Annotated in this window: 10 protein-coding genes; 4 read left to right on the forward strand and 6 right to left on the reverse strand. The window is 67.8% G+C overall.

Features of this window, described 5'->3' with window-relative positions; genetic code table 11:
* Positions 1–118: 118 nt before the first annotated feature.
* Positions 119–685, forward strand: a complete 567-nt coding sequence (locus ABD260_RS08785) for a TetR/AcrR family transcriptional regulator (protein ID WP_344232882.1) — start codon at positions 119–121, stop codon at positions 683–685.
* Positions 682–1,185 carry an SRPBCC family protein gene (locus tag ABD260_RS08790; protein ID WP_344232883.1) on the forward strand — a complete coding sequence of 168 codons (504 nt, stop codon included), beginning with the start codon at positions 682–684 and terminating at the stop codon, positions 1,183–1,185. The genes ABD260_RS08785 and ABD260_RS08790 overlap by 4 nt, the downstream gene beginning before the upstream one ends.
* Positions 1,186–1,296: 111 nt before the next feature.
* Here ABD260_RS08790 and ABD260_RS08795 read toward each other — a convergent pair whose 3' ends face one another.
* Genes ABD260_RS08795 through ABD260_RS08805 form a run of 3 tightly spaced genes read right to left on the reverse strand, consistent with a single transcriptional unit; the run spans position 1,297 to position 5,068 of the window.
* Positions 1,297–2,277: a TolB family protein gene (locus ABD260_RS08795; RefSeq protein WP_344232884.1), complete on the reverse strand. Its 981-nt coding sequence runs from the start codon at positions 2,275–2,277 to the stop codon at positions 1,297–1,299.
* Positions 2,274–3,482 (reverse strand): MFS transporter, encoded by a 1,209-nt coding sequence (locus tag ABD260_RS08800; RefSeq protein WP_344232885.1) that lies wholly within the window; start codon positions 3,480–3,482, stop codon positions 2,274–2,276. Before ABD260_RS08800 ends, ABD260_RS08795 begins: the two co-directional genes overlap by 4 nt.
* Complete coding sequence (locus ABD260_RS08805; protein ID WP_344232886.1) at positions 3,482–5,068, reverse strand: discoidin domain-containing protein; 1,587 nt, start codon at positions 5,066–5,068, stop codon at positions 3,482–3,484. Before ABD260_RS08805 ends, ABD260_RS08800 begins: the two co-directional genes overlap by 1 nt.
* Positions 5,069–5,257: 189 nt before the next feature.
* On the opposite strand from ABD260_RS08805, the gene ABD260_RS08810 reads away from it, so the two are divergent.
* Positions 5,258–6,235 (forward strand): aldo/keto reductase, encoded by a 978-nt coding sequence (locus tag ABD260_RS08810; protein ID WP_344232887.1) that lies wholly within the window; start codon positions 5,258–5,260, stop codon positions 6,233–6,235.
* 182 nt (positions 6,236–6,417) lie between these two features.
* On the opposite strand, the gene ABD260_RS08815 is transcribed toward ABD260_RS08810, so the two are convergent.
* The gene (locus ABD260_RS08815) at positions 6,418–7,446 is read right to left on the reverse strand and encodes a LacI family DNA-binding transcriptional regulator (protein ID WP_344232888.1); all 1,029 of its coding nucleotides are present in this window, start codon (positions 7,444–7,446) and stop codon (positions 6,418–6,420) included.
* Between the two features lie 29 nt (positions 7,447–7,475).
* On the opposite strand from ABD260_RS08815, the gene ABD260_RS08820 reads away from it, so the two are divergent.
* The gene (locus ABD260_RS08820) at positions 7,476–9,008 is read left to right on the forward strand and encodes an alpha-N-arabinofuranosidase (protein ID WP_344232889.1); all 1,533 of its coding nucleotides are present in this window, start codon (positions 7,476–7,478) and stop codon (positions 9,006–9,008) included.
* A 253-nt stretch (positions 9,009–9,261) separates the two neighbouring features.
* Here the strand turns inward: ABD260_RS08820 and ABD260_RS08825 are convergent, their stop codons facing one another.
* Positions 9,262–9,522: a hypothetical protein gene (locus ABD260_RS08825; protein WP_344232890.1), complete on the reverse strand. Its 261-nt coding sequence runs from the start codon at positions 9,520–9,522 to the stop codon at positions 9,262–9,264.
* 180 nt (positions 9,523–9,702) lie between these two features.
* Complete coding sequence (locus ABD260_RS08830) at positions 9,703–11,043, reverse strand: zinc-binding alcohol dehydrogenase family protein (protein WP_344232891.1); 1,341 nt, start codon at positions 11,041–11,043, stop codon at positions 9,703–9,705.
* Between the last annotated feature and the right edge of the window lie 319 nt (positions 11,044–11,362).

Here is an 11,362-nt window from a genome sequence, read left to right on the forward strand (position 1 = left end):
GATCATAACAGCACTTATATAAGTACTGTTACATCATTTACGCTACGGCAGTTGCGTAAATGCCCCGGATGAGGCTATCTTCTTTTCGAGACCGCAGTAGCGAAAAGAGGGGTGAGCGATGGCTGGGCGAGGGCGGCCGCGGGATGCCGGCGTCGAGGGGCGGGTGCTGGCGGCGGCGATGAGCGAGATGCGGGCCCGGGGGTACGACGGCATGTCGATCGAGCGGATCGCCGAGCGGGCCGGGGTGGCCAAGAGCACCCTGTACCGGCGCTGGCCGAGCAAGGCCGAGCTGGTGATGTCGATGATCGCCGGGCTGACCGACGCGGTCGCGTTCGACCCGACCGGCGACCCGCGGCACGACCTGACCGAGTTCGTCGCCGGGATCGCCGCCGCCCTGGACTCCATCCCGACCGCGCTGGTCGCCGACCTGGTCGCCGCGGCCGCCCGCGAACCCCGGGTCGGCGAAGGCGTCCGCGCCCTCTGGGCCGGGCGGCACGCGGTCGTCGCCACCGCGATCGGCCGGTTCCAGGACGAGGGCCTGATGCCGGTCCACGCCGATCCCCGCGTCGTCGTCGACCAGCTCGTCGGCGCGCTGTACTACCGGCTCCTGATCACCGGTGAGCCGATCGATCCCGCCTACGTGAGGGCGCTGGTGCACAGCACTCTCGGACCGGAGCAGTCATGAAGAAGTTCCTTGTCGTCTTCGGCACGGTCATCGTGCTGATCGCCGCGTACACGGTCGTCACCGTCGTCCGCCCGTTCGTCCTGCACACCGAGCTCGAGATCGACGCGTCGCCCGAGCGAGTGTGGCAGGTACTCACCGACCGCGCGTCCTACCCGGAGTGGAACCCGTTCATCGTCTCGTCGACCGGCGAGCTGAAGGTCGGCGCGAAGATCGTCAACGTCCTCCGTGACACCAAGGGCAGCGAGACCAAGTTCGACCCGACCTTGCTCGCGGTCACGCCGAATGAGGAACTGCGCTGGATCGGCAAGATCCCGCCCGGCGCGATCTTCGACGGCGAGCACTCTTTCCGGCTGACCGCGCTGCCGAACGGGCGCACCCGGCTGGTCCAGGAGGAGAAGTTCACCGGCGCCGCCGTCCCCTTCACCCGCTCGATGCTGAACAACTCCATCAAGTCCCAGTTCGAAGCGATGAACCGCGCGATCGCCGCGCGGGCCGAATGAGGTACCTAAGGACAGGTAGTACACCGGCGAGACACTGTACGCAGACGGCCCGCCACGCTCAGGTGCACTAGGCGCGACCCGACCACTACCTGTCCTTCGGTACCTAGACCGTCAGGTGAAGGACAGGGAGGTCGCGTTGGAGACAAGGAGGGTCGGGGCTGTGGTGAGGCCCACGGACCAGATGTCCTGGGTGCCGGCGGTGTTGCGGAGGGGGTAGAGCAGGGTGTCGTTGTCCCGCCAGACGGGCTGGTCGTCCAGCTGGCGGGACTCGGGCGGGTGGATGATCTGGTGGGTGGCGAGGTCGAGTACGGCCAGGCGCCAAGTGCCGGGGCCGGTCTTCTGTTTGTAGGCGATCCGGCGACCGTCCGGCGACAGCGAAGGGCATTCCACGTTCTCGGCGATCGCGGTGCCGCGGTACGCGCGGTAGTCCGCCTCGATCAACCGGGTCTTGCCCTTGCTGGCCATGGTCGCGTAGAAACGGTTGCCATCGGCACCGAACGTGATTCCCCAGTAGTTCACGTCTGAGGCGAAGTACCGCTTGCCGTCCACGAAAACCGCGAGTTCTTCGATCGTCTTTACCAGTCGCCCGGCGTTCACGTCGTACAAGCCCGTGCGCGTCGAGAAGCCGGTGGCGGCGTACGTGTCACCGGTGACGAAGAGTGTCCAGTTCACGAAGCGGCCATCGGGTGACACGCGGGCGCGGCTCGGCGTACCGGGCAGGGTCTCGCGGTGCTTTTCGCGCAAACCACCATCCAATACGAGCATCTCGGTCAGCGGTGGCAGCGAACCGGGCTTCATGCGCAAGCAGATCGCCGTACCGTGGGCCGCGGCGAAGCGGTCGCACTGCAGTTCGCCGACGCGACGTGCCGTACCCGGATCATCAACCGGTACGGCGGCCAGCTTGCCGGAGTCGGGGCCGGGCGCGAGGTTGCGGAAGTACAGGGTCTTGCCGTCGAGCGTCATCGGCTGACCGGTGACGACCGGTACGGCGTTCTCGGTCGCGCCGCCGTCACGGGCCTGCACGACGTACGTGATCGCGCCGCCGATCAGCGCGAGGATGCCGATCGCGGCGACAATTTGGCGGCGAGTCATCGGCGTACCTCCAGCGGTTTGAAGACCGCGGCGGCGATGGTGACCGCCAGCAGGGCGAGCGTGAGGGCGAGGATTGCCGGCCGGAGATCCCACAGCGTCCAGAGCAGGCCGACCGTGACCGCAGCGGCCATCCGGGCGAGGGCCTGCCCTGTCTGCAGCACGGCGAGACCGCTGGCGCGCAGGTGTTCGGGCAGGAGCGGGCCGACCGCGGCCGGGAGTACGCCGTCGGTGGCGGCGTAGAAGATGCCGTGCAGCGCGAGTACGAGCCACCAGCTGCCGATCGGGCCGCAGACGATGCACAAGGCAACGATCAGGGCGAGATGGCCGCCGAGGAAGACCTTCCAGCGGCCGATGCGGTCACCGAGCCGGCCGAGGGGAATAGCGAGCAGGAGGAACGTACCGGCGGTTCCCAATGGGAGCAGGGGAAACAGGCTGGTCCCGATGTCCCAACGCCGCTGCACGGCCAAGTACACGAAGGAGTCGGTGATGGTGAAGAGGCCGAGGCCGGCTGCCCAAATGCAGCACCGGCGGAAGTTTGCCTCACGCAACAAACCGACCGTCTCACGGATCGGCGCGGGCTTCGACGATGGAGCTGGTGCTGGTTGATCGCGGACGAACGAGAGCAGCAGGATGACAGCGCACGTCGCCAACGCGAAGCTCGTCACGAAGACCGAGTCGTAGTTGTTCAGGCTGGCCCAGAGCACGAGTGTCGCGACCAAAGGCCCGAGGAACGCGCCGATGGTGTCGAGTGCCCGATGGACGCCGAAGGAGCGGCCCAAGCTCGCCGGGTCGCTGCTCGACGTGATCAGCGCGTCGCGCGGCGCGGTCCGGATGCCTTTGCCGGCGCGGTCGATCGCCAGTACCGCGCCGATCGCCGGTACCACCGGGCCGGCGACCAGGAAGCCGAGCTTCGCGATCGCCGACAGCGCGTAGCCGATGCCGGCGACGGTCTTCAACCGCCGCCAGCGATCGGCCACATGTCCGCCGACCAGCCGCAGTACCGCGGTCGCACCCGCGTACAGACCGTCGAGCAGGCCGAACTGCAGAGGGTTCAGCCCGAGCCCGAAGACCAGGTACAGCGGCAGGATCGCGGTCACCATCTCGGCCGAGATGTCCGTCACCAGGCTGACGATGCCCAAGGCAACGACGTTGCCGGGTACGCGCCGGATCGGTGTCCGCAGCGGGCCGACGGATGCGAGGTACATCAGTGGCAGGTGTACGTCGGGCTGCTGTCCAGGACCTTGCTGTCCAGCCCGACCAACTGCGTGCTGAACGTGGTGTCGGTCATCGACAGTTTGAGTACGCCGAAGTCCTCGACGATCTTCGCGGTCGCCGGATGCGCGGCACTGACCGGGTACAGCGGTGCACCGCCCATCCCGCCGATGATCTGGACCGGGCCGGTCGGGTCCTTCGCGCCGGCGGCGTTCTGCGGCAGGAACCGCTCGTAGTGATGGTCGTGCCCGTTCAGGATCAGATCGGTCTTTGCGGACACCAGCGTCTTCCACAGCGGGTCGGCGTCCGGGTTGTCACCGTGATCACCGGAACTGAAGCGCGGGTGGTGGTAGTACGCCGCGATGCAGCCCTTGGTGTTCTTCGCCAGATCCTGCTTCAGCCAGGTGAGCTGCGCCGGTTCGGCCAGCCCCTTCTCCTTCACGAAGTCGTTGGAATCCAGGGCGATGAAGTGCCAGTTGCCCATTTCCCAGCTGTAGTAGTTCTTCCCCTGCGGCGTGGCGATCGAGCCGAAGTACTTGTGGTACCCCTCGTACGGTGTGTTGTCGTACGTCTCGTGGTTGCCGGGAATCGGGTGGGTGATGTTCTTGAACTTTCCCCACGTCGTCGCGTAGTACTTCTGGAAATCGGACAGATGCGCGTCGTCGTACTGGTTGTCGCCCATCGTGATGACCGCGGCCGGGTCCATCGCCTGGACCAGCTTGGCGGTCTTCGGGTGGACGCACTTCGAATCCGATGCGGTGCAACGATCCGCGATGTCACCGGCCGCCGCGAGTACGAACCCGCCGGTGCCGCCCGTACCTGTGGTGACTGTGATTGGTGCGGTCGCCGCGGAGACATTGCCGGCCAGGTCGCGGGCGCGGACCGAGTACTGGTACGCGGTGTTCGCGGTGAGGCCGGTGTCGTTGTACTGCGTACTGGCCGTGGATGCGATCACCTTGCCGTCGCGGAGCACGTCGTACTCGCTCACGCCAACGTTGTCGGTCGATGCGGTCCACGCGAGCGCTACCGAAGTGGCGGTGGCGCCGGTGCTCTTCAGTGCGGTCGGCACTGTCGGCGCCTGCGTGTCTCCGGACGAGTCCTTCGTACCGTAGACCTCCAGCTCCCACAGTGAGTAACCGTAGGACGTGGCGCGTTGCGTACCGACCAAGCGGAGATATCTGCCGTGCGCGTTCAGGCCGGTCAGGTCATCGGTCGCACCGTTGCCGTTCGCAACTTCCTTGACGGTGGTGAAGGTGGTTCCGTCGTCGGAGACCTCGATCCGGTACGCCTTCGCGTACGCGGCTTCCCAGCTGAGCTTGACCCGGCCGACCGCGGCCGGCTGGCCGAGGTCGACGCGGAGCCATTGTGGATCGGAACCTTCGGCACTGGCCCAGCGCGTCGACGAGTCACCGTCGACCGCCTTGGCCGCGGCCAGCGTGTCAGCCTCGTTGCTCGAGGCAATGACGGGTCGGCCCTGCGAGAGCAGGGTGTCGGCGGTGGTCCGGGCGTCGGCGGCGGAACCACCGAGCGCGACGACCAGGCCGACGGGGAGCACCAGCGCGAGCAGGCGCAGTTTCATGCGGCACCTCCGGGGGCGCGGAGTTCTGAGTTGTGCGGAGCTCTGAAGTTGTGCGAGCTCTGAATTGTTAGGAAGGTTACCTAACAGTTAGCGCTTGGTAAAGGCCTTCCCGGTAGATACGTTCGGCGCATCAACTCCGCGCGCAACATTCATTGGACGGATGAGCGTGGCGCTGGTTGGCTCGATGACATGGACATGCGCAGATTGGGACGAGCGGGGATCGAGGTCAGTCCGGCCGGGTTCGGGTGCTGGGCGATCGGCGGTCCGTTCCAGACCCCGGCCGGCGAACCGCTCGGCTGGGGCGAGGTCGACGACGGCGAGTCGGTCCGGGCCATCCACCGGGCGATCGAGCTCGGCATCACCTTCTTCGACACCGCCGACGTGTACGGCGCCGGGCACAGCGAGCGCGTACTCGGCCGGGCGCTGGCCGGAAGGCGGGATCAGGTCGTGATTGCGACCAAGTGGGGAAACACGTTCGACGAGTCGACCCGGACGATGCATCACCAGGACAGCACCCCGGAATACGTACACAAGGCTGTCCGGGCGTCGCTTGATCGCCTCGGAACCGAGTACATCGACCTGTATCAGCTGCACTTCGACACCACCGACGAGATCGCGTTGGCGTTGCGCGATGCGTGCGAGGAGCTGGTCCGCGACGGGCTGATCCGCGGTTACGCGTGGAGCACCGACACCGTACGCAGCGCTGAGCTGTTCGCCGCGGGTGCGCATTGCGCGGCGGTGCAGCACGAGGCGAGCGTGTTGCACGATGCGCCGGAGTTCTTTGCCTTGTGCGAGCGGGAGGACCTGGCGAGCATCAACCGGACGCCGCTGGCGATGGGGTTGCTCGGCCGGCGGGACACCAGTCGGCCGGCGACCGGCGCGGACATTCGTACGCTGCCGCCGTCGTGGTTGCGGTACTTCGCGGACGGCGGGGTGCCGGCGCCGGAGTGGTGGGAGAAGGTGAGCGCGATCCGCGAGGTGCTGCAGAGCGACGGGCGGACGCTCGCGCAAGGCGCCCTCGCCTGGCTCTGGGCGCGCAGCCCGCGGACAGTACCCATCCCCGGCTTCCGCACCGTCGCCCAAGCCGAAGAAAACGCCCAAGCCGCCACCTTCGGCCCGCTGCAGCCAGCTCACCTAGCCGAAATCAACAGTCTCCTGACGACCTGACCAATACGGGCCGGGAGGTTCTCCACCCGCGTTGTGGGTTCTCCATCGGTATGCCAGTGGAGAACCCACAACAGCGGTGGATAAGCCTCATTTGCCACTCACGTCTTGTCAGAGGTGATGGTTTATCGATATACCTCGGTGCAGCGGGTGTGCGTACGAGGGTGAGGTGAAGGCGGGTGGGGTCAGGTGCGGGGGATTGTGGTGGCGCGGTGGATCAGGTGGGCGGGGACGATGATTTCCTGCGGCTTGCCGGTGGGGCCGTTGGTGATTTGGGCGGTCAGCAGGGCCGTGATGCGGTCGGCCATTTCGGTGTGGCCGGGGTTGACCGTGGTGAGGGCGGGGACCAGGTACGCCGCCTCGTCGATGTCGTCGAAGCCGACCACCTGGACATCCGCCGGTATCCGCAACCCGGCGTCGGCGAGGGCCCGCATCGCGCCCATCGCGACCACGTCGGTGAGCGCGAACACCGCGTCGAACCCGATCCCCCGATCAAGCAGCGAGCGAATCCCCTCGTACCCGTCCTGGAGCCGGAAACTACTGCGGATGTTCAGATTCGGATCAACGGGTACACCCGCCTCGGCGTGGGCCAGCGCGTAACCCTCCGCACGCAACGCCGGCATGTTCGCCGCGCCATCAGGGTCGCCGCCGAGCATCGCGACCCGGCGGGCGCCGGTGGCGAGCAGGTGCGCGGTCGCCTGGCGGGCGCCGTCGACGTTGTCCATCATCACGTGATCGAAGCGGGACGGCAGCGCGCGCTCGCCGATCATCACCACCGGTGCGTCAGTACGAAGCTGGCCGAGCTCGGCCGGGTCGATGTCGACGACGCTCAGGATCAGCCCGTCGTACATCCGCAGCCGCGAGAACGCGACCGCCTCCAGCTCCCCCTCGCGGCTCGCGCCGGTCCGTTCGACCACCACGCGCAGGTCGTGCGCCTCGAACCGGTCCGCCAGCCGAGCGGCGAGCTGGGCGAAGTACGGGCGTTCCAGCTCGGGTACGGCCAGGCCGACTACGCCGGTACGACCCGCGCGGAGGTGCCGCGCGGCCAGGTTGACCTGATAGCCGAGCTCCCCGATCGCCGCCAGCACCCGCTCCCGCGTCTCGGCACCGACCCGGGGCCGGCCGTTGATCACGTTCGACACGGTCATCGTCGACACGCCGGCGGACCGCGCCACATCGGCCATCGTCACCACGGTCGACGTCTTCTGCCTCATGTTCCCCAACCATACGTAAGGAGTGCGCGATGTTGTCCAAAGCATCAACCGCCCGGGTGGTGATCGACCTCGACGTACCGGGTCCGGCAATCAGCAGGCACCTGTACGGGCACTTCGCCGAGCACCTCGGACGCTGCATCTACGGGGGCTTCTACGTCGGCGAGGACTCGGAGCTTCCGAACGAAGGCGGCATCCGGCTTGATGTGGTGGAAGCGCTGCGGGCGCTGGCCATCCCGAACCTGCGCTGGCCCGGCGGGTGCTTCGCGGACGAGTACCACTGGCAGGACGGCATCGGGCCGAAGGCGGATCGCCCGTCGATGGTGAACACGCACTGGGGCAACGTCGAGGAGAACAACCACTTCGGTACGCACGAGTTCCTGGCGTTGTGCGAGCTGCTCGGCGCGGAACCGTACGTGAACGGGAACGTCGGCAGCGGGACCGTCCGCGAAATGAGCGAGTGGGTCGAGTACCTGACCCGCGACGGCGACAGCCCGATGGTACGGCTGCGCAAGGCGAACGGGCGCGACGAACCGTGGCGGGTGCCGTTCTGGGGCATCGGCAACGAGGCGTGGGGCTGCGGCGGGAACCAGCGCGCCGAGGCGTACGCCGACCTTGCGCGGCAGTACGCGACGTTCCTGAAGGATCATGGGGACAACAAGCTGTACAAGATCGCCGCTGGTGCGGGCGATGACGATCTGCGCTGGACCGAGGCGTTGCTGAAGGCGGTCAGTTGTCTGGGGTGCGGGCGCGAACCGAAGAACATCTTCCAGGCGATCTCATTCCACTACTACACGGTCGCGGGGACTTGGGAGCACAAGGGCAGCGCTACCGACTTCGGGCTTGACGATTACTACCGGACGATCGCGAAGGCGCAGGACATCGAGCGGGTGATCCGGGCGCACTCGTCGTTGATGGACGCGTACGACCCGGAGCGGAAGATCGGTCTTGTTCTGGACGAGTGGGGTACGTGGTGGGACGTCGAGCCGGGTACGAACCCGGGGTTCTTGTACCAGCAGAACGCGATGCGGGACGCGTTGGTGGCGAGCGTGCATTTCGACGTGTTCCATCGGCACGCGGAGCGGTTGGTGATGGCGAACATCGCGCAGACGGTGAACGTACTGCAGGCGATGCTGCTGACCGATGCTGACAGCGGTGCTTTGGTGCGTACGCCGACGTACCACGTGTTCGAGATGAACAAGGGGCATCACGATGCTGTTTCCGTACCGGTGCATGTGATTGAGCGGCCGGAGGCGTACGCGGTGGATGATCACGCGATGGAACTGGTGTCGGCGTCGGCTTCGGTGAAGGACGGGCGTGGGTTGGTGTCGTTGAGCAATCTGGATCCGGAGGCGGGGTTGGAGGTCATACTGGATCTGCGCGGGGTGGAGGTTCAGGGGGTGGTGGGACGGTTGCTCACGGCATCTAGTCCGCAGGCCCACAACACGCCTGCCTCGCTCGGCGCGGTGGCGCCTGTTGAGCTGCCGGTCAATCCCGCGTCACGTGGCACGCTCGCGGTCACGCTTCCGCCGCACTCGTTCGCCACCGTCACGCTGACGCTCTAGCCGACTTTGAGAAGCCACCACGCAAGAAATCGCCCGCAGAACACGCGGTGGCTTCTCAAGGCGGGGGTTCGTGGGGCGTCGCGGCCGGCGTGGGGCGTCGCGGCCGGCGTGGGGCGTCGCGGCGCGCGCGGGGCGGGGCGCGACGGGGCCGGAGCGCGAGGGCGCGGGACAGCGCGGGGCGGCGCGAGGGCGCGGTGCGGGTGCGGTGCGCGGGGTGGCGAGGGCGTGGGCGCGGCGCGAGGGTGCGGTGGGGTTAGGTGGTGGGGTTGCGGCGGTCGTGGAGGGTGGCGGTGGCGAAGGCGGCGAGGAGGAGGGCGACGCCGCCGGCGCCGAGGCCGACGACGAGGGTGCCGCGGCTGCTCAGGAGGGCGTCGCACTGCATCGGCGTGATGCCCTTGTCCGGCTGGAAGACCGAGCCGCAGGAGTCACCGGTGACCGAGACCGGACGCACGGCGAAGACCACCCCGACGATCAGCAGGACCGCACCCACCGCGCCGAGGACCTTCGTCAGCACCGGCCACCCGTTCGGGGCTCGAGGCGTACGTCAGCCGGAACCGACCGCTCTTGCCAGGCCAGATCCTGCATCAGCACGGTCACGCTCCCTGGTAGCTCGGTGAGATTTGATCAAATCTAACGCAGCTAGCAGGGACCGCTGAAGTCCGGAACCGGACACTGGTGGAATCTTCACCCAGTTCTAACGGAGCGCGACCAGCGAGCCACTCGCCCGCCCGTGCGCGACGTCGGCAAGCGCCCGGTCGACGGCACCGAACGGTACGGCGGTGGTGTGCGCGCTGACGTCCAGCCGCTCGATCAGGCGGAACAGCTCCTCGCCGTCGCGCCGGGTGTTGGAGGTGACGCTGCGGAGGTCCCGCTCGTGGAAGAGGTGGCGCTCGTAGTTCAGGGCTGGCACGTCGGACAGGTGGATGCCCGCGACCGCCACCGTACCGCCGGGGCGGACGGCTTCCAGGGCGTACGGGACGACATCACCCGCCGGGGCGAACACAATTGCCGAGTCGAGAGGCACCGGTGGGCGATCGGCGGTCTCCCCCACGAAGACCGCGCCCAATGCGCGAGCGAGAACCCGGTTCTGTTCGCCGCGAGTCATCACGAACAACTCGGCGCCCTGCGCGGTCGCGAGCTGCGCAGTCAGGTGCGCGCTCGAACCAAACCCGTAGATCCCAAGCCGCCCACCGGGCGGCAGGTTGGCCCGAAGCAGCGACCGGTACCCGATGATGCCGGCGCACAAGAACGGCGCGAGTTCTATCGCGGGACGGTCGGTTGGCAGCGCGTACGCGAAATCCTCCGGTACGACCGCGTACTCCGCGAAGCCCCCGTCCGCATCCCAGCCCGTGTAGGCCGACCGAGCACACAAGTTCTCCACGCCCCGCCGGCAGAACTCACACACCCCACACGTCCCCCGCAACCAAGCAATCCCCACCCGATCCCCCACCCCAAACCGCCCAGCCCCGTCCCTGTCGGCACTCACGGAGCAGCCGCCACTGCCGGAGCTCCCGGTGCGGTCGCCGCTGCCGGCGGAGGCGGTGTGGTCGGCGCTGCCGGAGTGGTCGCCCCTGCCGGAGTAGCCGCTGGTGGAGTAGCCGCTGGCGGCGCGGCCGGCGACGGCAGTGCGGTCGGTGATCGCGGCGCTGTCGCCGATGGCGGTGCGGTTGGCGGTGGTGGTGGAGTGGTCGCCGCTGGCGGTGCTGTCGCGGGTGTCGGTGCCGTCGGCGTTGGCGGCGGCGGAGTGGTTGGTGGTGGAGTTGGTGGTTCTGTCGGTGGTGGTGGAGTGGTTGGTGGCTCGGCCTCGGCTGACTACTGTGCCGACGGCCTGGTGGCCTGGGATGACGCCGGGGTGCTTTGGGGGCAGGTCGCCTTCGCAGAGGTGCAGGTCGGTGCGGCAGATCCCGCACCCCTCAACCTCGACCAGCACCTCCCCCGGACCAGGCTCGGGGACCGGGCGCCGTACCTTCCGCAACGGAGCACCGTCAATCGGCCCCGGCCGCTCAACCACCCACGCCTGCATCTCCTCAGCCACAACCCCCATCATCCGCCGACCCCCACCACCAGAACCACACCACCCAGCACGCATCAGACGAAGAGTTCGACGACGCTCGGCGCCCGGGCGGGTGGTACGTGGTCGCGCGATTGATGCCCCCGGCCGATGGAACTTCTGACACGCCCCGCCCCGTCACGCGCCCGCCCGCACCCGCCCGCCGCTCGACGAATCGCCGCAGTCGGGCACCAGCTTGCCCCCTGAGGTGGTGGGTTGCCCCCTGAAAATCTGAGGGGGCAACCCTTCATCTGAACTGGTCCCCAGAAGTTGGACTGTGGAATTCGGTTCCGACTCCTGGGGA

This window comes from Kribbella hippodromi (assembly GCF_039531045.1).
GTDB lineage: Bacteria > Actinomycetota > Actinomycetes > Propionibacteriales > Kribbellaceae > Kribbella > Kribbella hippodromi.

Bases quoted from the DNA above. Each gene is read 5' to 3' on its own strand.
- ABD260_RS08785 (WP_344232882.1), top strand. From the start codon at position 119: ATGGCTGGGCGAGGGCGGCCGCGGGATGCCGGCGTCGAGGGGCGGGTG.
- ABD260_RS08790 (WP_344232883.1), top strand. From the start codon at position 682: ATGAAGAAGTTCCTTGTCGTCTTCGGCACGGTCATCGTGCTGATCGCC.
- ABD260_RS08795 (WP_344232884.1), bottom strand. From the start codon at position 2,277: ATGACTCGCCGCCAAATTGTCGCCGCGATCGGCATCCTCGCGCTGATC.
- ABD260_RS08800 (WP_344232885.1), bottom strand. From the start codon at position 3,482: ATGTACCTCGCATCCGTCGGCCCGCTGCGGACACCGATCCGGCGCGTA.
- ABD260_RS08805 (WP_344232886.1), bottom strand. From the start codon at position 5,068: ATGAAACTGCGCCTGCTCGCGCTGGTGCTCCCCGTCGGCCTGGTCGTC.
- ABD260_RS08810 (WP_344232887.1), top strand. From the start codon at position 5,258: ATGGACATGCGCAGATTGGGACGAGCGGGGATCGAGGTCAGTCCGGCC.
- ABD260_RS08815 (WP_344232888.1), bottom strand. From the start codon at position 7,446: ATGAGGCAGAAGACGTCGACCGTGGTGACGATGGCCGATGTGGCGCGG.
- ABD260_RS08820 (WP_344232889.1), top strand. From the start codon at position 7,476: ATGTTGTCCAAAGCATCAACCGCCCGGGTGGTGATCGACCTCGACGTA.